General features: G+C 64.4%; 21 protein-coding genes. 12 read left to right on the plus strand and 9 right to left on the minus strand.

The features are described from left to right. The first annotated feature begins 936 nt into the window (after nucleotides 1-936). On the plus strand, nucleotides 937-1,722 hold the full coding sequence (locus tag YU3_RS0107115) for a GGDEF domain-containing protein (protein ID WP_027165595.1): 786 nt from the start codon (nucleotides 937-939) through the stop codon (nucleotides 1,720-1,722). Between the two features lie 138 nt (nucleotides 1,723-1,860). On the opposite strand, the gene YU3_RS0107120 is transcribed toward YU3_RS0107115, so the two are convergent. After that, nucleotides 1,861-2,739, minus strand: coding sequence for an oxidoreductase (locus tag YU3_RS0107120; RefSeq protein WP_027165596.1), 879 nt, complete (start codon nucleotides 2,737-2,739; stop codon nucleotides 1,861-1,863). 98 nt (nucleotides 2,740-2,837) lie between these two features. Between YU3_RS0107120 and YU3_RS0107125 the strand changes: the two genes are divergently transcribed. Next, nucleotides 2,838-3,740: a LysR family transcriptional regulator gene (locus YU3_RS0107125; protein ID WP_027165597.1), complete on the plus strand. Its 903-nt coding sequence runs from the start codon at nucleotides 2,838-2,840 to the stop codon at nucleotides 3,738-3,740. A gap of 66 nt (nucleotides 3,741-3,806) precedes the next feature. Here the strand turns inward: YU3_RS0107125 and YU3_RS0107130 are convergent, their stop codons facing one another. The 4 genes from YU3_RS0107130 to YU3_RS41180 all read right to left on the minus strand — a co-directional run bounded on the left by YU3_RS0107130 (nucleotide 3,807) and on the right by YU3_RS41180 (nucleotide 7,067). Next, nucleotides 3,807-4,109, minus strand: coding sequence for a DUF982 domain-containing protein (locus YU3_RS0107130; RefSeq protein WP_027165598.1), 303 nt, complete (start codon nucleotides 4,107-4,109; stop codon nucleotides 3,807-3,809). Nucleotides 4,110-4,299: 190 nt separating this feature from the next. Then, a complete protein-coding gene (locus YU3_RS0107135) occupies nucleotides 4,300-6,381 on the minus strand; it encodes an ATP-dependent helicase (RefSeq protein WP_051333870.1) in 2,082 nt (693 codons plus the stop codon). 150 nt (nucleotides 6,382-6,531) lie between these two features. Beyond that, the gene (locus YU3_RS0107140) at nucleotides 6,532-6,864 is read right to left on the minus strand and encodes a hypothetical protein (RefSeq protein ID WP_027165600.1); all 333 of its coding nucleotides are present in this window, start codon (nucleotides 6,862-6,864) and stop codon (nucleotides 6,532-6,534) included. 35 nt (nucleotides 6,865-6,899) lie between these two features. Further along, entirely contained in the window at nucleotides 6,900-7,067 is a 168-nt protein-coding gene (locus YU3_RS41180; protein ID WP_198021642.1) for a hypothetical protein, read from the minus strand. A 143-nt stretch (nucleotides 7,068-7,210) separates the two neighbouring features. On the opposite strand from YU3_RS41180, the gene YU3_RS41185 reads away from it, so the two are divergent. Then, on the plus strand, nucleotides 7,211-7,387 hold the full coding sequence (locus tag YU3_RS41185; protein WP_198021643.1) for a hypothetical protein: 177 nt from the start codon (nucleotides 7,211-7,213) through the stop codon (nucleotides 7,385-7,387). 445 nt (nucleotides 7,388-7,832) lie between these two features. On the opposite strand, the gene YU3_RS0107155 is transcribed toward YU3_RS41185, so the two are convergent. Further along, nucleotides 7,833-8,801: a LysR substrate-binding domain-containing protein gene (locus YU3_RS0107155; protein ID WP_027165601.1), complete on the minus strand. Its 969-nt coding sequence runs from the start codon at nucleotides 8,799-8,801 to the stop codon at nucleotides 7,833-7,835. A gap of 113 nt (nucleotides 8,802-8,914) precedes the next feature. Here YU3_RS0107155 and YU3_RS41190 point away from each other — a divergent pair, with 113 nt between their 5' ends. From YU3_RS41190 to YU3_RS0107175, 4 genes are all read left to right on the plus strand, one after another. Continuing rightward, a complete protein-coding gene (locus tag YU3_RS41190) occupies nucleotides 8,915-9,748 on the plus strand; it encodes a hypothetical protein (protein WP_027165602.1) in 834 nt (277 codons plus the stop codon). Then, nucleotides 9,748-10,761 (plus strand): DMT family transporter, encoded by a 1,014-nt coding sequence (locus tag YU3_RS36135; RefSeq protein WP_084507941.1) that lies wholly within the window; start codon nucleotides 9,748-9,750, stop codon nucleotides 10,759-10,761. The genes YU3_RS41190 and YU3_RS36135 overlap by 1 nt, the downstream gene beginning before the upstream one ends. After that, nucleotides 10,739-10,963 carry a hypothetical protein gene (locus YU3_RS0107170; protein WP_027165603.1) on the plus strand — a complete coding sequence of 75 codons (225 nt, stop codon included), beginning with the start codon at nucleotides 10,739-10,741 and terminating at the stop codon, nucleotides 10,961-10,963. Before YU3_RS36135 ends, YU3_RS0107170 begins: the two co-directional genes overlap by 23 nt. Nucleotides 10,964-11,318: 355 nt before the next feature. After that, nucleotides 11,319-11,759, plus strand: coding sequence for a MucR family transcriptional regulator (locus tag YU3_RS0107175; RefSeq protein WP_036258132.1), 441 nt, complete (start codon nucleotides 11,319-11,321; stop codon nucleotides 11,757-11,759). 1 nt (nucleotide 11,760) lies between these two features. Here the strand turns inward: YU3_RS0107175 and YU3_RS0107180 are convergent, their stop codons facing one another. The 3 genes from YU3_RS0107180 to YU3_RS0107190 form a co-directional block, all read right to left on the minus strand. Further along, the gene (locus tag YU3_RS0107180) at nucleotides 11,761-12,123 is read right to left on the minus strand and encodes a hypothetical protein (RefSeq protein WP_027165605.1); all 363 of its coding nucleotides are present in this window, start codon (nucleotides 12,121-12,123) and stop codon (nucleotides 11,761-11,763) included. Nucleotides 12,124-12,419: 296 nt separating this feature from the next. Next, complete coding sequence (locus YU3_RS38595; protein ID WP_156913390.1) at nucleotides 12,420-13,169, minus strand: lysozyme inhibitor LprI family protein; 750 nt, start codon at nucleotides 13,167-13,169, stop codon at nucleotides 12,420-12,422. A gap of 369 nt (nucleotides 13,170-13,538) precedes the next feature. Further along, a complete protein-coding gene (locus YU3_RS0107190; protein ID WP_027165606.1) occupies nucleotides 13,539-13,826 on the minus strand; it encodes a hypothetical protein in 288 nt (95 codons plus the stop codon). Nucleotides 13,827-13,930: 104 nt separating this feature from the next. Between YU3_RS0107190 and YU3_RS0107195 the strand changes: the two genes are divergently transcribed. The 5 genes from YU3_RS0107195 to dapB all read left to right on the plus strand — a co-directional run bounded on the left by YU3_RS0107195 (nucleotide 13,931) and on the right by dapB (nucleotide 20,745). Beyond that, complete coding sequence (locus YU3_RS0107195; protein WP_027165607.1) at nucleotides 13,931-15,808, plus strand: ABC-F family ATP-binding cassette domain-containing protein; 1,878 nt, start codon at nucleotides 13,931-13,933, stop codon at nucleotides 15,806-15,808. A 437-nt stretch (nucleotides 15,809-16,245) separates the two neighbouring features. Continuing rightward, nucleotides 16,246-16,692, plus strand: a complete 447-nt coding sequence (locus YU3_RS36145) for a DoxX family protein (RefSeq protein ID WP_198021644.1) — start codon at nucleotides 16,246-16,248, stop codon at nucleotides 16,690-16,692. 207 nt (nucleotides 16,693-16,899) lie between these two features. Next, nucleotides 16,900-19,020, plus strand: a complete 2,121-nt coding sequence (locus YU3_RS0107205) for a molybdopterin oxidoreductase family protein (RefSeq protein WP_027165608.1) — start codon at nucleotides 16,900-16,902, stop codon at nucleotides 19,018-19,020. Nucleotides 19,021-19,106: 86 nt separating this feature from the next. Further along, entirely contained in the window at nucleotides 19,107-19,916 is an 810-nt protein-coding gene (gene speB, locus YU3_RS0107210) for an agmatinase (protein ID WP_036258135.1), read from the plus strand. A gap of 61 nt (nucleotides 19,917-19,977) precedes the next feature. After that, entirely contained in the window at nucleotides 19,978-20,745 is a 768-nt protein-coding gene (gene dapB / locus YU3_RS0107215) for a 4-hydroxy-tetrahydrodipicolinate reductase (protein ID WP_027165610.1), read from the plus strand. Nucleotides 20,746-20,791 lie beyond the last annotated feature (46 nt).

A 20,791-nucleotide genomic window follows, 5' to 3' on the forward strand; every position in this document is an offset into this window, starting at 1 on the left:
GACCTCGATCGGCGGCGCCACCGGCACAGACACCTTGTTCGATGCAACGGGCGTCGGTGACACTGCCACCGTGGGCGGCTCCGGCGGCCTCAACACCGGCACTGCTGGCGCGATCGGCGGCATCACGGGCACAACCACCGGCACAGGCACCTCGTTCGGTGCAACAGGTGGCGTCAGCGGCACTGGCACCGTCGGCGGCTCTGGCGGCTTGAACNCCGGCACGGCTGGCTCGATCGGCGGCATCACGGGCACAACCACCGGCACAGGCACCTCGTTCGGTGCAACGGGTGGCGTCAGCGGCACNGGCACCGTNGCCGGCTCTGGCGGCTTGAACGCCGGCACGGCTGGCTCGATCGGCGGCGCCACGGGCACAACCACCGGCACCTCGTTCGGTGCAACGGGTGGGGTCGGCGGCACTGGCACCGTAAGCGGTTCTGGTGGCCTCAACGCCGGCACGACTGGCTCGATCGGCGGCGCCACGGGCACAACCACCGGCACCTCGATGGGCACGACCTCTGGTTCCGGTGCGTTCGGTGGGGCCGGAGGCTTCAGTGGTGGCGGCACCTTGGGTGGCTCCGCTGGCGGCCGCTAATGCATGTCGCCCAGAAGTGCGCAGCGGTTCTGGGACAACGACATGCATCAAAACAAAGATGCATGTCGCCCAAAGTGTGCAGCGGTTCTGGGACAACGACATGCATCAAAACAAAGATGCATGTCACCCAGAAGTGTGCAGCAGTTCTGGCTCCGGCATGAGCTTCGAGCCAGAGGACTCGGGAGTCCAGAAAAAGCCCGCCGCCCCGATAGCGGGCTTTCTCGGTCGCGCTACATCTCGGGCGCTTGGCTGCCGGTTAACCAAACTTGCATTGAAGCTAATGTATTAGCACTTCGTTTGCGCTTGTGCTCCACAACAAGGTGGTTGCAAACGGGAGCAATGGCATGCGCATCGATTTGTCCCCGACAAGCTGGGGCAGGGTCGTGGTGGTCACCGCGGCCGGCACCGCCTTTTTCATTGCCTGCGCCTTCTTCGTCGATTCCTTCAATTTCCCCTCGCTGTCGCCGCAGGCGCTGCTTTGGGCGCAGCTCACGGACCTGTTTCTGCCGCTTGCCCTTGGCGGCTCCTTCCTGTTCTTCCTGATGTGGAAGATGCGCCAACTGGCGATCACGCAGAAGGAGCTCGGCGTCATTGCCGCGACCGACAGCCTGACCGCGGTCTTCAACCGCGGCGCGTTCTCGATGCTGGTCGAGGCCTATCTCGAGCAGGCGCGCGGCCAGGCGGTCACCGATGCCGGCGCGCTGCTGATCGTCGATGCCGACCATTTCAAGTCGATCAATGACCGCCTCGGTCACGATTGCGGCGACCAGGCGCTGAGGTTGATCGCAGCGACGATCAAGGGGCAACTGCACGGCGCCGACATTGTCGGACGCATCGGCGGCGAGGAATTTGCGGTCTTCCTGCCCGGCGCCGACGCCGCGCGCTCCTTCGTGGTCGCCGAATCCATCAGACGCAGCATCCGCGAGGCCGAGTTTGCCCCGGGCGGGCGGCCCTGGCCGCTTTCGGTGAGCATCGGTGGTATCGCCTTCAGCGGCCCGACAACCTACCACGACATGTTCCAGGTCGCCGACCGCCATCTTTACAAGGCCAAGTCCAACGGCCGCGACCGGGTGAGCTTCGAGAGCCAGCGCGCGACACTGGGCGGCGACTCTATCGGCACGGTCCACTAAAGCCCTGTTTCGCGCGTCGCCTGAAACCGTTTCAGCACGAAGCGCTTCAGGGCGCCATCAACGGTCCGTTCATCCTTTGGAGCAGTTCGTCTACCCCTTCGTCGCAGCGGCCAACCAGCTGCGCCGATCGCCGAAGCCTCACCCGCCGCCAAGCCGGGTTGAACCTGTCTGGGCGGGAACGAAATCAGTGCTGCGAGCCACTGTCTCCCAGGCGTCGGTTTCCTGCCGCAGCGCGTCGAGCCTGCCACGGAATTGATCCAGCGCATCGCCCCCGATCAGAAGATGTATGGGAGGATGCTGCGCCTCGACAGCGGTGATGATGGCGCGAGCGCCGCGCGCGGGGTCGCCTGCCTGTTTGCGGTGCCCGGTCAGCGTTCCGTCGCGCGACTTGCCTGCGGTGTCGGCATAGTCGTCGATGCGCGTTGCCGACTGTTTGATCGAGGCAGGGCCGCGGAAGTCGGTGCGGAAGGCGCCCGGCGCGACCACCGTGACCCCGATACCCAGCCGCGCCAATTCCTTGGCCAACGTGTCCGACATCGCCTCGATGCCGAACTTCACCATGTGATAGTAGCCGACGCCCGGGTAGGTGAGCAGGCCGCCGATGGAACTGATGTTGACGATATGTCCGCGCCGGCGCGCGCGCATCCCCGGCAGCACGGCCTTCACCAGGTTGACCGGGCCGAACAGGTTGGTCTCGAACAGTGCGCGGACATCTTCGTCGTCACCTTCCTCTATCGCCGCGAGGTAGCCGTAGCCAGCATTGTTGACCAGCACGTCGATGCCACCGAAGCGATCCTCGGCTGCCGCGACAGCGGCAGCGATCTGGTCGGCAGCGGTGACGTCGAGCTCGACCGCGAGTGCCGCGTTGCCGTGTGCGGCGACGAGGTCGGCGATGTCGGCGATGCGCCGCGCCGTGACGACGACACGATAACCGGCAGCTAAAGCCTGTTCCGCCAGCGCGCGGCCGAGACCCTTCGAGCAGCCCGTGATAAGCCAGACGGCGTTTTTCGTCAGCATGTCTATCTCCATCATCCCTTGACACCAGCTATATGGCGGTCAACAGAACGTTCGATTAGACTGAACTGGTTGGAAGGGCTGTTGAACAGGATTGCACGATGACGCGCGCCAGCCTGGACGACCTTGCCGCCTTCGCCGCCGTCGCTCGCGCACAAAGTTTCACGCGTGCCGCCGCGGCGCTGGCGACATCCACATCGAATCTCAGCCATACGATCCGCCGGCTCGAGGCACGGCTCGGTTATCGCCTTCTCCAGCGAAACAGTCGAAGCGTGTCGGTGACCGAAGCAGGCGAGGCGCTGCTGGGGGCGCTGGAGCCGGCGCTGGAAAGCATCGGCGGCGCGCTGGATGCGTTGGACCTCGGACGCAACGCCGTCTCCGGAACGCTGCGCCTGACAACGACGCGGCAGGCCTATGAGGCGGTGATCCGGCCCGTACTGCCCGCTTTCACCGCCGCGCATCCGCACGCGACGGTCGAGGTCCTGATCGACTACGCCTATCGCAACATCGTCGCCGACCGGTTCGACGCGGGCATACGCCTGGGCGAAAAACTGGAGCGGGACATGATCGCGCTCAAGGTCGGGCCCGACCTCAGCATGGCGGTGGTTGCAACGCCCGATCACCTAGCCCGCTCGACTCCCATTACCCACCCGAGCGACCTGACCCGGCACCAGTGTATAAACTACCGGATGGTCGCGGCCGGGACGATCTACGCCTGGGAATTCGAAAGCGACGGACAGGCTCTGGACGTACGGGTGTCCGGCCCGCTCACATTCAATGAGCCCGAGCTGATGCTCGAAGCCGTGCTGGACGGGGTGGGCATAGGCTATCTCCTCAGCCACGAAGTCGCGCCTTACCTGGAGAACGGCCGGCTTGTCCGGCTGCTATCCGAGTGGACACCGTCATTCCCGGGCTTCCATCTCTATTATTCGTCGCGACAGCAGATGCGGCCGGTGTTGGCAGCGTTCATCGAGGCTGTGCGTGGTCATATCCGGCGCAAGTGACAAACCCCGGCGACCCATTTCGGTGGGGCGTGCAGGTAGCGCGCAGATCTGGAAGGCTGAATCTGTTCAGGCGGCAAAGCCGCCATAGCCGCGCGCCACGGGCTTGACCGAGATGACCGGCTGCTCCGAAGGCCACAGCACGCCGGCCGTCACCGCGAAGGTGATCAGCGCATCGCGTGCGGCCTCAGTCGGGATCTCTCCGCTGCGCGCCGCCTCGCAGGCCTTCACCGCGGCGCCATAGCTGAGGCGACGACGCGACGGCGGGAACTCGGTCAGGAAGTCGTGCATTTGGAACAGCGAGCCGATCATGCGCTTGTGACCGGCGCCAACGCTGAGGGCGACCGGGGTGGAGAACATCCTGTCGTGCATTCGAACCTCGTCAATTGGCTGCAGGGACGGCAGGCTACTGCCTCCGGTCTGGGAGCAGGACGCCAGACAACGCCGCTTGCGGCGAGAGGTTCCGCGCATGCCGATTTTTCCTGCGCCGGCGCCAGATGCCGCCCCGCCGCCACGGAAACAAATCGGGTTCTTCGCCTGGCAGTCGGCCGGAACGGGCGGTCTATTTCCACATGCCGCGCATGCGGGCGCCGAGGTCGACCTTGACGCCCGGCCGCTGGCGCGGGTCGTCCTTGAGCGCGGCACTCGCCCAGGAGGACTGCTCGAAGGCCGCAAGCATCGAGGCCGGGATGAAGCGGGTCCGCGAGGCATAGACGTGGCGGTCGCCGCGCGCCGCCTGGTTGTGCGGATAAAAGCGCTGTGGAACGACGAGATGCAGGCTGTCCTTGGCTCGTGTCATCGCCACATAGAGCAGCCGGCGCTCCTCCTCGATGTCCTCCTTGGTGCCGACGCCGAGATCGGCGGGGATGCAGCCGTCGACGGTGTTGAGCACAAGCACGTTCTTCCATTCCTGGCCCTTGGCCGAATGGATGGTCGACAGGATGAGATAGTCCTCGTCGCGATGCGGCGGGCCGGCCTGGTCGCTGGTGGCGTCAGGCGGATCGAGCGTCAGCTCGGTCAGGAAACGTTCGCGCGACGGGTAGGTCGAGGCGATCTGCTCGAGCTGCAACAGATCGGCCCGCCGCGTGATGGCGTCCTCATGGATGCGTTCCAGATGCGGCTCGTACCAAAGCCTGATCCGCTCCAGGTCGGCTGGCCATTTGGGACCCGTCCGCAGCCCGCTATAGATGTCGAGGAAGACCGGCCAGTCTCCAGCGGCGCGCTGCGGCGGCCGGAAGCGGGCAAGGCCCAGCGTCTCGTCTAGCGACGTCGCCATCGCGTCGACGATCTGCGAGGCGGCGGACGGCCCGATGCCGGGCATCAATTGCAGCACGCGGAAACCGGCGACGCGGTCGCGCGGATTCTCGGCGAAGCGCAGCATCGCCAGCATGTCCTTCACATGCGCGGCGTCGAGGAATTTCAGTCCGCCGAATTTCACGAACGGGATGTTGCGGCGCGTCAGCTCCACCTCCAGCGGCCCGCTATGGTGCGAGGCGCGGAAGAGCACCGCCTGCGCCTTCAGCGCCGTGCCGGCCTCGCGTTCGGCCAGGATCGCCTGGCAGACATAATTGGCCTGCTCGGCCTCGTCGCGCACGCTGACCAGCTGCGGCTTGTGCGAGGACCGGCGTTCGGTCCACAGGTTCTTGGTGAAGCGCTCGCTGGCCTCGCCGATCACCTTGTTGGCGGCGGCAAGGATCGTCTCCGTCGAGCGGTAGTTGCGCTCCAGCATGACGACCTCGGCGCCTTGCGCGAACTGTTTTGGGAAATCGAGGATGTTGCGCACTTCCGCGGCGCGGAAGGAATAGATCGATTGCGCGTCGTCGCCCACCACGGTCAGCCCTGCGCCGTCCGGCTTCAGCGCCAGGAGGATCGAGGCCTGCAGCCGGTTGGTGTCCTGGTATTCGTCGACCAGCACGTGGTCGAAGCGGGAGCCGAGATGCGCCGCGATCTCCGGCTCCGCCGCCATCTGCGCCCAGTAGAGCAGAAGGTCGTCGTAATCGAGCACGTTCTGCGCCTGCTTGGCCTCGACATAAGCCGCGAACAGCTCCTTAAGCTGGTCCGCCCACCCTGAGCACCAGGGAAAGGCCGAGCCCAGCACTTCGCCCAGCGGCGCCTGCGCGTTCACCGCGCGCGAATAGATCTGCAGGCAGGTGCTTTTGGTCGGAAAACGGCTTTCGGTCTTCGAGAATCCCAGCTCGTGCCGGGCAAGGTTCATCAGGTCGGCCGAATCCTCGCGGTCGTGGATGGTGAAGGCCGGATCGAGCCCAACCTGCTCGGCATAGTCGCGCAACAGCCGCGCGCCGATGCCGTGGAAGGTGCCGGCCCAGGCGAGCGCGTCGGCGATGATCGCGGCGTCGCGTCCCAGCACCTCGCCGGCAATGCGCTCGACGCGCTTGGCCATCTCGGCGGCGGCGCGGCGCGAAAACGTCATCAACAGGATACGGCGCGGATCGGCGCCCTTGACGATGAGATGGGCGACGCGATGCGCCAGCGTGTTGGTCTTGCCGGAGCCGGCGCCGGCGATCACCAGCAGCGGCGTCGCCACCTTGCCGTCGCCATGCACCACGGCCAGCCGCTGCTCGTCGTTCAGCCGGGCAAGATAGGCGGGCGCCTCGAAGGACGAATCACGAGCGGCGATGTTCATCGCCCATCAAGCATCGTTTCCGCTTTGTTCGCAATAATTTCCTCGCCCCGCGAGAGCGGGAGAGCGGTGGCCGCGAAGCGGCCGGAGAGGGGCTGCCGGCCTACCAGATACCTTATCCCGCAACGCGGTCGGTGCCGTGCCTAAGTCGCTTCAGTTTCGGGTAGGCCGCGCCGGCGGACTGACGCCGGCATTGGCAAGGCGGCGCATAAGTCTGTCGATCCATTCACCCTGCTGAAACTGCAATGCTTCCCAATGCGGCCACGCTGGCGCGGCTTCGATCAGGTGCAAAATGGTCCAGTTCAGGCCAGATGCAGTATCGCCGTCGGGCGGCAGCAATGACACAAGCTCGCGCACGTCGCCCTCCGATAGCGGCAACACCACAGAAGACAGGAGCTTTTCGATCGCTTCGAACTGCTGCGGATCCAGTTGTTCCACCAAGCTCGGCGCGATGGCGCGTATTGCCCTGATTGCATCTTGCGTCATGACTGCAATTAGGCATGAAGCGGGGACCCGAGCAACTACCGCTTCGGCTCCACCCCCATCTTCGCCGACTGGCGCCGCAGCGTGCGCCCTTCATCGCCCGGCATGTCCAGCGGCGCGACATCGCCGGGCACCTCGTCGATGATCCTAACGGCGACGCGATAGGCGGTGTAGGCCAACAGCCCTGTAATCAGCAGGCGGATCATGACCATCTCCTCATGCGGTTCGATTGGCTCTCAACCGGAGGCGAGCCTGTTGGTTCCCCCAAACGAACCAAACCGCGCCACGCAACCAAACCGCCGCCGCCTCGTTTGCCCTGCATGAAAGGGGCGAACGAGAGGAGGTCGTCATGAAGAAGCTTCCTGTGCTGTTGGCTGCCGCGGCAGGGCTCGTGCTCGCCGCCTGCGACAACAGCATCCCCCCGACTAAGGCGCCAGCCGTCGATCAGAACCCTCAGGTCGACAAGAACCCGGTGCCGAAATCGACCACCGGCGGCGATCAGCCAGGCACCCCGCCGAAGCAATAGGGCATGACAAGTCCGGCCGGTGTTGTTGCTGGGCTGAAACGAAGAAGGCCGGCGCTGCTTGGGAGGAAGCTGGATAGCGCCGGCCAAGCGGGAAAATCAGGCCCGCCGCACAGTCCAAGATAGCTGAGTCTTTCCGCCACGTCATGGTGCGATCACGGTAGCCGGCTACAGTCCAGGAGAAATCACCGGAAAATCCTGAAATTCTGCGGGGCTCCACCATCGTGAGGCCACCGATGCCGCCTTGGCTGGAGAGCCGTCGGAGGTAGCCGTGAAAACCGTTGCGACAGACGCCTTCTTTTAACCCCTGCTCGTCGTCGTCGGGCTGGTCATCTGGACGGCCTCATACAACCATCGGCAACGCCTCAGCGACCGTAATCTCCTCTTGATAGCGGCGGCCGACGGTGGCTGACATACGAATGTCTCGGCCGCCAGCCGCGACAACCCCTCAAGCCACAGCCGCGATCGCCTGCTGTCCGCCGGCGATCTCGATGTCGAGTTGGCGCTGCGTCAGCGCCGCCTCGGCCACGATCCAATGCTTGAACAGTTCCACCTTGCGCGCGCCGAGCGCCTTGATCGGGCTGACGAAATACCAGCCGGCCGTGTTGGGGTGGTGGACCGCGAAGGGCGCCACCAGCCGTTCGGCGCGGATGTCGCTTGCCATGTAGGCGCGGTTGGCGACGGCAAAGCCCATGCCGGCATTGGCCGCTTCGTAGGACATCATGCAGGAATCGAAATAGACGCTCCTGGTCTGCCCAAGCACGAAGCTCGCGCCGGCAAAGCCCAGCCACGACTGCCAGTTCTGGGTGCAGGTGTCGGAGTGCAGCAGCGTGAAATAGCGCAGGTCTTCCGGCGTCACCTTCGACAGCGGCTTGTCGCCCAGCACCTCGTAAAACAGCTTGCGGCTGCACACCGGCGTCAAATCCTCCTTGAACAGCAGTTCCGCGGTGAGGCCGGGGAAATTGCCGTCGCCATAGCGGATCTCGAGATCGTATTCCGACGTCGAGAACTCATGCGTGGCGTAGGATGTCGACACCCGCATCTCGATGTCGGGATATTGCCGCTGGAAGGACGACATCCGCGGAAACAGCCAGCGCGCCGCGAAGGTCGGCAGCACGCAGATGCGAAGCACATGCGCCTGCGACTGGCCGGTTGCCTCCATGCTGGCCGCCACGATGCGCTCCAGCGCCTCGCGCACACGCGCCACATAGGTCTCGCCCTCCGGCGTCAGCGACACCGCGTTGCCGCCGCGCTCGAAGATCTTGAAGCGCAGCTGGTCCTCCAGGCTCTTCACCCTCTGGCTGACGGCGGAAGCGGTGATAAACTGCTCTTCGCCCGCGCGCGTGAAATTCCTGTGCCTCGCGGCGCTTTCCACGATTTTCAGCGAGTTGAGGTTGACCTGACTGAGCAGACGCACGGGGTTTCGACCTTAAGCTGGGCTTACGCTAGCACCAGCATTCCTAAATTTACAGGGGGAGGTGAATTAATCGACTGTTTACCAAGTGTTGCCCCCACCTTGGAGAAAGTAGAATGAACGCCCATACAATTCCCGATCTGCGCTGTGCAATGAGCCGCGAGGCCATCATTGGTCATGAAACCTCCTGGAAAGTGTCGACTTTCGGCGTCGCCCAATATCGTCATGGTTACGACCCCGCTCTGCTTGCCGCCATCGAGGAAGCCGCCCTGAAGCTGAAGGCCAGCCATGCCGTTCACAAGCATCTCGACCTCACCTTCATCACCGGCGCCGACCGCTATATCCCGGAAATCAAGGAGCTTTTGCACGACAAGCTGCGCCTGGAAAGGCTGTCCGACATGATGGCAACCAAGCTCGAGCCGTATCCGCTGTCGATCGTCGGCTCGACCGTCACCTTCATGAACCCGAAGGACGGCGCGGTCGAATGGCATTGCGACGGCGTTCCAGTGACGGAGCTCATTCCGCTGTCGATCAGCGACCCGCTCATCGGCGGTCATCTCGAAATCTATTGCGACGATTCCGAGACCGGCCGCTCGATCCTGGAATCCGGCCGCGACCTGCCGCGCAACAAGATCATGCGCATCGACCACAAGATGAACTATGCCACGCTTGGCCAGTTCCTGGGCGTGCTCCACCGTACCGCGCCGATCCAGCTTGGCGAGCGGGTCACGCTGGTGCTCAACCAGCGCTCGGCGACCAAACCCTATGTCGACGACAACCGCATGTTCTACCTCGCCGCCGACAACGACCATGACCGTGCATGGGTGAACGAGCTGGCCGAGGATGTTTGGACCAACCAACTGCCCGCCTATCGCCGCCATGCCGAGGAGCATCCCGTGCCGCTGCCGGCGTCGGAGACGGTCCCCGGGGGGGCAAGGGAGTCTTGGTAATGACCAACGATCCGGTCGAGCGCCAGCCTTCAGTGTCGCTGAGCCTCGGTCCGGTCGCGCCGGAAAGCCAAAGCCGTTCCGGCGTCGCCCTCGGGGCGGCGTTGGCCTTCGCTCTCGCCGCCGTGGCGCTGTGGGCGACCAACGCCATGGTCGGCAGGACGCTGCTTGCCCTCTATCCGGTGTCGCAAGTGCAGTTCTTGCAATTTTGCGGCGCGGCTCTGGTCTTCGCGCTGATCCGGCTGACTAGCATTTCTCCTTCTCCCCTTGCGGGGTCTCACCCCGTCCTTCGGACCCCACAAGGGGAGAAGGGAAAATCCGCGCTTGCCGCCTATGCCGTCGGCTTCATCGGCCTGGTCGGCACCATGGTGCTGCAATATATCGGCTTCGCCTCGATGCCGGTTATCGAGGCAAACCTCGTCGCCTATACCTGGCCGCTGATGACCGCCGCGGCGGTCATCCTGCTTGGCCGGCCGCGCCGTCCGCTGCTGCTCGGGCTCGCCGCGGTGCTCGGCTTCGTCGGCGTCGCGCTGGTGATTTCCGGCGGCCGCACGCAGACCTGGTTCGAAGGCGGCAGCCTCGTCGGCTACCTCGCCGCTTTCGGCTCGGCGCTCTGCATGGCCTTTTACTCGCTCACCGTCGGCCGCCTTGCCGTGGCGCCGGAGCGCCTGCTTTTGCCCTCGGCGCTGATCGGCGTCGGGCTGACCTTTGCCTGGTGCCTGCACGATGGCGTTGTGCGCCCAGCCGGCGCGCATCTCCTGCTCGGCCTTTATCTCGGCGCTGGACCGATGGGGCTCGGCTACTATTTCTGGTCACGCGCTGCAAAGCTCGATCACAGCGGCAGGATAGCTGTCGTCGCCTATCTGACGCCGATCGCTTCCACGTTTCTGCTGACCCTGTCGGGTGAAAGCCTGTCGACGACGGCGGTTGCCGGCACCGTCCTCGTCATTGGCAGTTGCCTTGCGGTCGGCATCGAAGGTACGGAGACCCGGGATGAGACCCAAAATGGTCGTTGACGAGAACGAACGCCGCGCCAGGCAGGAGGCGCACTGGCTGATCAGGGAGTTCGGCGCGGAGGCGCCGCTCTACGCGGCCATAAAGGCGGAAAAGGCTATCGAGCAGAAGGACTTCGGCCGCTGCGCCCGCTGGAAGCGCGTGCTGGAAATCCTGGCGGACCAGCAGCCGGCGGATATCAGGCGCAGCGCTTCCGCGAAGTGAGCGATTTGCCACGGAACCGCCGAATCGCGCATCGTCGATCGTCCGGCCCGGCGGATTGTCGTTGCCGTGCTGGAACTTGGGCTGAACTTCGACTTTTCAGCAACTTCCATGGAAAATCGAAGTGGTATAGCGCCTTTTACGCGTCCAGGCCGAACGCTTGTGCTATAAAACGATTGCTATAGCTATTAGAATTCCTAACTTGCGCGTTTGCAGTCCGCATAGAAACATCACCCTCGTATCGGGTCTCGTGCGTTTACTGACTCTGGACGGTCCGTTGGGGGACTAGTCCGATACGATACCAAGACCAAAGTCTTAAAACAGCTGGTCACTTGAGAGCCAGCAGAAGGTGAAAAAATTGTCCAACATCGACGATAAAACTGCAATCGAACTGACCGCCGACATTGTTTCGGCCTATGTCGGCAACAATCCGCTCCCGGCCTCCGGCCTGCCTGATCTGATCGCCAGCGTCAGCGCCTCGGTGCGCAAGCTCGCCACCGGCAGCGTCGCCAAGGAGGCCGTGGCGCTGACGCCCGCCGTCAACCCGAAGCGCTCGGTTTTTCCCGACCACATCGTCTGCCTGGAGGACGGAAAGAAGTTCAAGTCGTTGAAGCGCCATCTTGCGACCGATCACGGCCTGACACCGGACGAATATCGCGCCAAATGGGGTCTGCCGGCCGACTATCCGATGGTGGCGCCGAGCTATTCGGCCACCCGCTCGGCGCTGGCCAAATCGTCCGGCCTCGGCCGCAAGCCGGCCGGCGACACGAGCAAGGGCAAGCGCAAGGCCAAGGCCTGAGTCATGCTGCCCGCAATGGATGAAGTCGCGCCATGGCCATGGCGCGACCATCTCGGGTAGCCGCCCAGTCTTCTGTGGACGTGGCCGACGGCCTTTCCGTCCGGAATTGCGTCAAAAACAAAGAGATAGAGCGGTTCGCCGTTTCCGTGAAACGGTGAAACACTCTAGCCGCGGGCCCGAGGTGCTCGACCGGCCGGGCGCGTTTGGGATCTTGTCCGCTCGCAAGGTTCTCCGCTTCAACCGCTGCCATTTCGAGAAGATAGACAAGCATCTGGTAGCGCGTGCGCGAGAGTATTTTGGCCAGCTTGCGCGTGATCTCCGCGACATATCTCAACGTTCGCAGATCGCTGGCCGCTCCGTCCATCGTGATCTCCCAATATGGCCAAGTTATTGGGCCACGCTGTTTGTGCCAAGTTTATCTTTGGCGCCCACTCACGACTCACGGCGCAGCCACAAGGTTGCAGGTTTGCAATAAAACTGAAATCGATTTTTGAAAAGCATCAAAGCTTGGTCTGGAAGGTTTTGCCGCCCTTTTCTGGTGGTATCGTGTCTGGTTGCACTAATATTGGACGAAAGGCGAACTTGCGGTGGTCTTGACACGGCGAGTTGATCTTGCGCGACGGAATGTTGATCGCCACGGCGGCGAGCGGTCGGGGCCGCTCAGTCCTTGTAGGCGGAGCAGAAGGCGGGCGGGTTGTCGTTGCCGATCATGGCGCAGCCGCGCGTGATCTCATCGATCATCATGCTGCAGGCGTTCTGCCCATTGCAAGGCGGGTGCGTCGCCGGCGACACCTGGATGCATTGCGAGACATACTGGTCCGATTTCGCCTTGCCCGCCGATTGTAGGCACGGCCGCGTGTCGTTCTGGCTTGCCTGGGCAGGAGCAGGTTTCGCAGGCGCGGCGCCAGCCGTCGCAGGCGCGGCGCCAGCCGTCGCAGGCGCGGCGCCAGCCGTCGCAGGCGCGGCGCTGCCGGTTCGCGGCACGCAGGAGAGGTCGCCCTCCGGACACTGCAACTGGTGCTGTAACTGCGCCAGCCTCGCCTTGGTCAGCTCCGCCTTGCAAACCCCGACCAGGCTCGAATAAATCGAGCCATCGGCATAGGGCTGGGTACGGAAGGCGCATTCCTTGTCGCGGAACGGGATCCAGGCGCGCTGCGCCGCGCGCAGGCGCTCGAGGTCGGCGGGAGCGAGACGTCCCGCCAGCGCCTTGTAGACTGCATTGAGCGCCGTGTCGGCCGAGGCCGCATCGTTGGCCGTGCAGGTGGCAAGGTCGGCTTGGGTCTTCGCCGCCGCGCAGTCGATGGCCGCCGCACGGGCCGTGGGTGTGGTGAGAAGCACAGCTAGCTCGGCGGCGCCTGCGAAAATCGCGACAACCAGCGAGGCCGAAAGAAGCGTGGTCTTGCCCGGCATCTGATCTGCCCTCTGTTTGAAATCGACCCCGCCGCGCACGCCAGCATAGGTTGAGACAATAGCGGCGATCAACGCCAAACCGGCGACGTGGCAAGCAAAGTATGACCGGTGATTGGTGAAAGCGGACGAGCGAACAACCTCACGAACTCTTCCTCCGGCTCATCACGCTTCTGGCCTCGAATGGCATCCCGAACCCCCTCGCGCAGAACGCGCAAACTGTTCGCGATGTCCTCGCACACCTGTTCGCGATGTCCCCGGTCCAAACACACAAACAGGAGGGTTAGGGTAGGGGTCCTCTTCGTAAAAACTCATATGCGATCGCCCTGCCTCAAGGGGCAGAGGGCGCGCGCTGTCCCGCCAGCCTCTCAGTCATTCATGGACGACGGCCGGGTTGTTGTCGATTTGGATCAGCAGGTGCTGCGTCGCGCCCCCCTCTGGCCTGCCCGTCCTTCGCGGCAGCTGCGCTGCAGCTTCGGAGGGTTGACCGGCCATCTCCCCCACAATGAGGGAGATTGGCTGTTTCGGCGCCCCGCCCGTGGATTCGACTGGAAGAGCAATTTGAGCCGTGTCGCTCTCGAACAGAACCACCTGCGTCGCCAACGCGGTAGTTGTGGCGACCTGGAAGAAGATGAAGGCGAGGGCGAGATAGCGGATCACGGGCTACACAACGCTCCGGCTGGCAACTGGTTCCCTCGTCGGCTCTGCCGGTATCCGTGCCATGGCTCTTGCGAAGCGCCGACGTCCCGTGCAAAAGCCCGCTTATGCTTATCATCAACGATCTTACGCTGCGCATGGCGGGGCGGCTGCTTCTCGATCATGCCTCGCTGACCCTGCCGGCCGGTACCAAGGCCGGCCTCGTCGGCCGCAACGGCACCGGCAAGACGACGCTGTTCAAGGCGATCACCGGCGATTTCCCATCGGAGACCGGCTCGATCAGCCTGCCGAAAAGCACGCGCATCGGCCAGGTAGCGCAGGAAGCGCCCGGCACCGAGGAGCCGTTGATCGAGATCGTGCTGAAAGCCGATGTCGAACGCCAGGCTTTGCTCGAAGAAGAGAAGACCGCGACCGATCCGCACCGCATCGCCGAGATCCACACGCGGCTGGCCGACATCGATGCGCATTCCGCCGAATCGCGCGCTGCTACCATCCTTGCCGGCCTCGGCTTCGACGATGCCGCGCAGAAACGGCCGGCCTCGTCCTTCTCCGGCGGCTGGCGCATGCGCGTGGCTTTGGCCGCCGTTCTGTTCTCCGAGCCGGACCTGCTGTTGCTCGACGAGCCGACCAACTATCTCGACCTCGAAGGCACGCTCTGGCTGGAGAACTACGTCTCCAAATATCCGCACACGGTGCTCTTGATCTCGCACGACCGCGACCTGCTCAACCGCGCCGTCAATTCGATCGTCCATCTCGACCAGAAGAAGCTGACCTTTTGGCGCGGCGGTTACGACCAGTTCGAGCGCCAACTCACCGAGCAGCGCGAATTGCAGGAGAAGAGCCGCGCCAAGCAGGAAACGCAGCGCAAGCATATGGAGTCCTTCGTCGAGCGTTTCCGCGCCAAGGCTTCCAAGGCCAGGCAGGCGCAGTCGCGCCTGAAGGCGCTGGAGAAGCTGAAGCCGATCGCCGCTGTGGTGAACGACACGGTGCGGCCGTTCTCCTTCCCCGAGCCGGTGAAGACGGTGGCCTCGCCGATCGTGGCGCTGAACGGCGTCAATGTCGGCTACACCGAGGGCAGCCCGATCCTGAAGAAGATGACGCTGCGCATCGATGCCGACGATCGCATCGCGCTGCTCGGCGCCAACGGCAACGGCAAGTCGACCTTTGCCAAGCTGCTCGCCGGTCGGCTGAAGGCCGAGACCGGCTCGATGACGGTCGCGCCGGGACTGAAGGTGGCGATCTTCGCCCAGCACCAGCTCGATGACCTTCGTCCCGAGGAAAACGCCTATGAGCATGTACGCCGGCTGATGCCGGATGCGCCGGAAGCCAAGGTGCGCGCCCGCGTCGCGCAGTTCGGCCTGTCGACCGAGAAGATGAACACCGCTGCAAGGGATCTTTCGGGCGGCGAGAAGGCGAGGCTGCTTATGGGCCTGTCCGCCTTCGAGGGCCCGAACCTCTTCATCCTCGACGAGCCGACCAACCACCTCGACATCGACAGCCGTGAATCGCTGATCCATGCGCTGAACGATTTCCCGGGCGCCGTGATCCTGATCTCGCACGACCGACACCTGCTCGAAGCCACCGCCGACCGGCTGTGGCTGGTCAAGGACGGCGCGGTCAATCCCTATGACGGGGACCTGGAGGACTACAAGACGCTGGTCACCGGCGTTTCGTCCAACCGCCGCGAGCAGAAAGACGCGGACAAGGCGTCCAAGGCCGACCGCCGCCGCGAGGCCGCCCAGCGCCGCGCCGCGCTCGAACCTTTAGCCAAGGAAATCCGCGCCACCGAGGCGCTGATGGACCGCATCCGCAAGCGCATGGACCTGATCGAGGACGAACTCGCCAACCCGGCCATCTACGAGAAGGACCCCTCGACCGCGACGCGGCTCGCCAAGGAGCGCTCGCAATTGGCGCACACGTTGGCGCAGAATGAGGACAGGTGGCTGACCATGTCGGCGGAGTATGAGGAAGGGATCGCGGAGTGATTGGCTAATCTCCCCCCTGGTGGGGGAGATGCTGCAGCGCAGCTGCTGCGAAGGACGGGCAGGGCAGAGGGGGGCGCTGTCCCGCCGGCCTATCAATGAGTTAAGCTGCGCCGCTGTTTTTCTGATCTGAACAGAACAATCTCCAAAGCAGCGATCCTTCGCGCCCCCCTCTGGCCTGCCGCCGCCGCATTTCGAATCATCGAAGCTTTGCCCGATCCGCGGCAGTAACGTTGCCGTGAAGCGGTAACGCTCGCTCGCCGGAGCGCGAATACCGAACTGTCCCCAGGACATGGTCCCACGAATGGTGCCGAGCCCTCGGCCAATCTCTTGTCAAAGCCAGTCTCCTGTAAAGAAAGTGTCCCGGCATGCAATCTTCTGGATTCCTCTCAAAAGTCGCACTGTTCTCCGCCCCACGGGCTGCCGCCGTATGGGCGCCGTTGCCTATCCGCTTGATTGTGGGCTTCGGTTTTCTGGCGCATGGCTACGCCAAGCTGAGCCGAGGCCCGGGAACCTTTGGCGCGGTGCTGGACACGCTGGGCGTTCCCCTGCCGCAGCTGCTGGCTTGGCTGACAACGCTGGTCGAGCTTATCGGCGGAGCCGCCGTGCTGGCGGGCGCTTTCATTCCGCTGGTCAGCGTGCCGATGGCGATCGTGCTCTTGACGGCATTGTTCACCGTCCACTCCCAATATGGATTCTTCTCGGTCAAATTTGCTGAAGTGGCGCCTACCGGAATCAAATTCGGCCCGGTCGGCTACGAGATCATCCTGCTCTACCTCGCCGGCCTTGCAGCGCTCGCGGTCGGCGGTCCAGGCCGCCTGTCACTCGAAGCGTTGATGCGCCCGCAGCCGACGTCGGCGGAGTACAAGGAAGGGATTGCGAAGTAGCGCGGTGTTCCCTTCTCCCCTTGTGGGAGAAGGTGTCGCCTAAGGCGACGGATGCGGGGTGTTCCAGGGAAGGCCAGCGTCTCACTCTGCTGGAACACCCCTCATCCGTCTCGGCGCTGCGCGCCGATCCACCCTTTCCCGCAAGGGGAGAAGGGGAGGCGCGATCTGGCCCTACACCTCTCTCCCAAAACCCGCTAAACACCGGGCATGAACCAGCACGCCAAGCTCCGGGTCGGCCATTCGGCCTGTCCGCATGACTGCCCTTCCACCTGCGCGCTCGAGGTCGAGCTGCTCGATGCAAATCGCATCGGCCGCGTGCATGGCGCCAAGGCCAACAGCTACACAGCGGGTGTCGTCTGCGCCAAGGTCGCGCGCTATGCCGATCGCGTCCACCATCCCGACCGGCTACTGAAGCCGCTGGTGCGTGCCGGGGCCAAGGGCGAGGGCGTCTGGAAGGAAGCGAGCTGGGAAGCCGCGCTCGACCTCGTGGCAGAGAAGTTCATCGCCGCGGAGGAAAGATACGGTTCCGAGACGGTCTGGCCCTATTTCTATGCCGGCACGATGGGGCTGGTGCAGCGTGACGGCATCGAACGGCTGCGGCACGCGAAGAAATATTCAGGCTTCTTCGGCTCGATCTGCACCAATCTCGCCTGGACCGGCTGGATGATGGGGGCGGGCGCCTTGCGCGGTCCCGATCCGCGCGAGATGGCGAAATCCGATTGCGTGGTGATCTGGGGCACCAACGCCGTGGTCACCCAGGTCAATGTGATGACCCACGCGATGAAGGCGCGCAAGGAACGCGGCGCCAGGATCGTGGTGGTCGACATCTACGACAACGCCACGATGAAACAGGCCGATCTCGGCCTGGTGCTGAAACCCGGCACCGACGGCGCGCTCGCCTGCGCGGTCATGCATGTGCTGTTCCGCGATGGCATGGCCGATCGCGCCTATCTCGAAAAATACACCGACGATCCACGCGGTTTGGAAGAACATCTGAAAACGCGCACGCCGCAATGGGCGTCCGCCATCACTGGACTGACCGTCGCCGAGATCGAAGCTTTCGCCCGGCTCGTCGGCACGACCAAGAAAACCTATTTCCGCCTTGGCTATGGCTTCGCCCGCCAGCGCAACGGCTCGGTCAACATGCACGCCGCCTCCTGCATCGCTGCCGTCACCGGCGCCTGGCAATACGAGGGCGGCGGCGCCTTTCATTCCAATTCGGGCATCTTCAAGCTGAACCAGGACGTGCTCGAAGGCACCGCGATGCGCGACCCGAAGGTGCGCTATCTCGACCATTCGCGCATCGGCCCGGTGCTGACCGGCGCGGCGGACGCGCTCTTTGGCGGCCCGCCGGTGACGGCGATGCTGATCCAGAACACCAATCCGGCGAACGTCGCGCCCGAGCAGCGGCTGGTGAAGCACGGTTTTCGGCGCGAGGACCTGTTCACCTGCGTGCACGAGCAGTTCATGACCGACACGGCCAAGCTCGCCGATGTCGTGCTGCCCGCGACGATGTTTTTGGAGCATGACGACATCTACAAGGGCGGCGGCAACCAGCACATCACGCTTGGCCCCAAGCTGATCGAGCCGCCGGAAGGGCCGCGCACCAACCATTACGTCAATGAGGAGCTCGGCAAGCGGCTTGGCGTCGGCGACCGGCCCGGTTTCGGCCTGACCGAGCGCGAGCATATCGACATCATCCTCGGCAAGCGCGGGCTTGGCAGCTTCGACAGCCTGAAGGAACAGAAGTGGGTCGACCTGCAGCCCGACTTCGACGACGCGCATTTCATCAGCGGCTTCGGCCATGCCGACAAGAAATTCCACTTCCGGCCCAACTGGACAGGGCAGTCGGCGCCCAACCGGCCGCCGAAGAGCATGGGCCTGTTCGGCCCGGTCGAGCGGCTGCCGGAATTCCCCGACCATGTCGAGCTGATCGAGGTCGCGGACGAGGAGCATCCGTTCCGGCTGGCGACCTCGCCGGCGCGCAACTTCCTCAATTCCAGCTTTGCCGAGACACCGGTGTCGAAGGCCAAGGAAGGCAGGCCCGAGCTGCTGCTCCATCCGCAAGATGCGGCGGCCCTCGGCATCGAGGATGGCGGCCGCGTCGAGGTCGGCAACCGGCGCGGCGACGTGGTGCTGCACGCCAGGTTCTTCGACGGCGTGAAGCGCGGCGTGGTGATCGCCGAAGGCATCTGGCCGAACAGCGCGCATGAACGCGGCGAAGGCATCAATGTGCTGACCGGCGCCGATGCGCCCGCGCCCTATGGCGGCGCCGCCGTCCATGACAACAAGGTGTGGCTGCGCAAGGCGCAAGAGCTGAACGCGTAGTTGTCAGCTGGCCCAAGCCCCTCAGGTCGCGCCAGCCACTCTCGCGTCTACAGATGCACCGTTTTCCAGTGACATGGGAGGATGTCGTGGCCAAGGTCTCGCTTCTGGGCATTCCGCATGACGAGAACTCGTCCTATCTTCGCGGGCCGGCCGAGGCGCCGCCGCTGATCCGGCGCGAACTCGCGAGCGACGCCTACAGTTCCTGGACCGAAACCGGCTTCGACCTGACGGATCGCTTCGTCGATCACGGCGACATCGATTTCGCGCAAGCCGGCGACCCGTGGCAGCGGATCGAGAACGAGGTCGACCGGGCGCTCGATGCCGGCCACCCGCTGATCTCGGTCGGCGGCGACCATGCGATCTCCTGGCCGGTGCTGCGCGCGGTGCGCCGCCGCCATCCGAGCTTGACGATCGTCCATATCGACGCGCATCCGGACATCTACCACTCCTATGACGACAACCCGCGCTCGCACACATCGCCCTTTGCCCGCATCATGGAGGAGAGGCTGGCCGACCGGCTGATCCAGATCGGGCTTCGCACCGTCAACGATCACCATCGCGACCAGTTCAAGCGCTTCGGGGTCGAGGTCGTGGAGATGCGGCATTTCAGGGAAGGCTTGCAACTCGACCTCGAGACGCCGGTCTATATCTCGATGGATATCGACGCCCTCGATCCGGCCTTCGCTCCCGGCATCTCCCACCGTGAACCGGGCGGCTTCACCACCCGACAGGTAATCGGGCTGATCCAGGGAATAGACCAGCCAATAGTCGCCGCCGACGTCGTCGAATACAATCCGCGCCAGGACCTGTTCAACGTGACGGCGCTGGTCGCGGCCAAGCTGATCAAGGAGATTGCCGGCATGATGCTGAAGACCAACGGCGCGCCCGCCGTCTGAATCAATTTGGCAAGGCGGCGTGCTAGAGGATTGTTCCGACTCGGCTTTCGACAGGATCACCATGCCCCAACCGCTCAAGATCGCCATAGCCGGCGCGCTCGGCCGCATGGGCCGGCAAATGACGGAGACAATACTTGCCGATCCGCGGCTTGAACTCATTGCCCGCTTCCACCGGCCGGGCAGCGCGGGCGAGGGGCTGGTCGAGCGTGACGAGGCGCTGGCGCTTGCCGATGTGGTCATCGATTTCACCACGCCGGCGGCGTCGGTCGAACTGGCGAAAGCGTGCGCGGCGCGCGGCGGCCCCGCGCTGGTGATCGGCTCGACCGGCTTCAGCGAGCCGGAGTTGGCCGCGGTCGCCGACGCTGCAAGGAAGATCGCCATCGTGCGCTCCGGCAGCTACTCGCTGGGGGTCAACATGCTGACCAGCCTGGTCGAGCAGGCGGCGAGGGCGCTTGGCCCTGACGATTGCGACGTCGAAATTCTCGAAGCGCATCACCGCTTCAAGGTCGACGCGCCGTCGGGCTCGGCGCTGATGCTCGGCGAAGCGGCGGCGCATGGGCGCGGAGTCAGGCTGGACGATGTTGCGAGGCGCGCCCGCGACGGCCTCGTTGGTCCGCGCAATGCCGGCGAGGTCGGCTTCGCGGTGCTGCGCGGCGGCAGCATCGTCGGCGAGCACACCGTCAGCTTCCTCACCGCCGGCGAGACGCTCACGCTCTCGCATGCCGCCGGCGACCGCTCGATGTTCGCGCGCGGCGCCATCGCGGCTGCACTCTGGGTCGCCGGACAGCCGCCCGGCGAATACGACATGCGCGATGTGCTGGGTCTTTGACGATCGTTGGAAGCTGAAAGCCAGCTGAAAGCTTGGCCATGCCATG

It is taken from the genome of Mesorhizobium sp. WSM3224 (assembly GCF_000427725.1).
Lineage (GTDB): Bacteria > Pseudomonadota > Alphaproteobacteria > Rhizobiales > Rhizobiaceae > Mesorhizobium.

Coding starts and splice junctions, on each gene's coding strand:
- YU3_RS38595 (WP_156913390.1), bottom strand. CDS start 13,169: ATGCCGGGCAAGACCACGCTTCTTTCGGCCTCGCTGGTTGTCGCGATT.
- YU3_RS41185 (WP_198021643.1), top strand. CDS start 7,211: ATGAAGAAGCTTCCTGTGCTGTTGGCTGCCGCGGCAGGGCTCGTGCTC.
- YU3_RS0107130 (WP_027165598.1), bottom strand. CDS start 4,109: ATGCACGACAGGATGTTCTCCACCCCGGTCGCCCTCAGCGTTGGCGCC.
- YU3_RS0107115 (WP_027165595.1), top strand. CDS start 937: ATGCGCATCGATTTGTCCCCGACAAGCTGGGGCAGGGTCGTGGTGGTC.
- YU3_RS0107205 (WP_027165608.1), top strand. CDS start 16,900: ATGAACCAGCACGCCAAGCTCCGGGTCGGCCATTCGGCCTGTCCGCAT.
- YU3_RS41180 (WP_198021642.1), bottom strand. CDS start 7,067: ATGATCCGCCTGCTGATTACAGGGCTGTTGGCCTACACCGCCTATCGC.
- YU3_RS36135 (WP_084507941.1), top strand. CDS start 9,748: ATGACCAACGATCCGGTCGAGCGCCAGCCTTCAGTGTCGCTGAGCCTC.
- YU3_RS0107180 (WP_027165605.1), bottom strand. CDS start 12,123: ATGGACGGAGCGGCCAGCGATCTGCGAACGTTGAGATATGTCGCGGAG.
- YU3_RS0107195 (WP_027165607.1), top strand. CDS start 13,931: ATGCTTATCATCAACGATCTTACGCTGCGCATGGCGGGGCGGCTGCTT.
- YU3_RS0107170 (WP_027165603.1), top strand. CDS start 10,739: ATGAGACCCAAAATGGTCGTTGACGAGAACGAACGCCGCGCCAGGCAG.
- YU3_RS0107135 (WP_051333870.1), bottom strand. CDS start 6,381: ATGAACATCGCCGCTCGTGATTCGTCCTTCGAGGCGCCCGCCTATCTT.
- YU3_RS41190 (WP_027165602.1), top strand. CDS start 8,915: ATGAACGCCCATACAATTCCCGATCTGCGCTGTGCAATGAGCCGCGAG.
- dapB (WP_027165610.1), top strand. CDS start 19,978: ATGCCCCAACCGCTCAAGATCGCCATAGCCGGCGCGCTCGGCCGCATG.
- YU3_RS0107125 (WP_027165597.1), top strand. CDS start 2,838: ATGACGCGCGCCAGCCTGGACGACCTTGCCGCCTTCGCCGCCGTCGCT.
- YU3_RS0107140 (WP_027165600.1), bottom strand. CDS start 6,864: ATGACGCAAGATGCAATCAGGGCAATACGCGCCATCGCGCCGAGCTTG.
- YU3_RS0107120 (WP_027165596.1), bottom strand. CDS start 2,739: ATGCTGACGAAAAACGCCGTCTGGCTTATCACGGGCTGCTCGAAGGGT.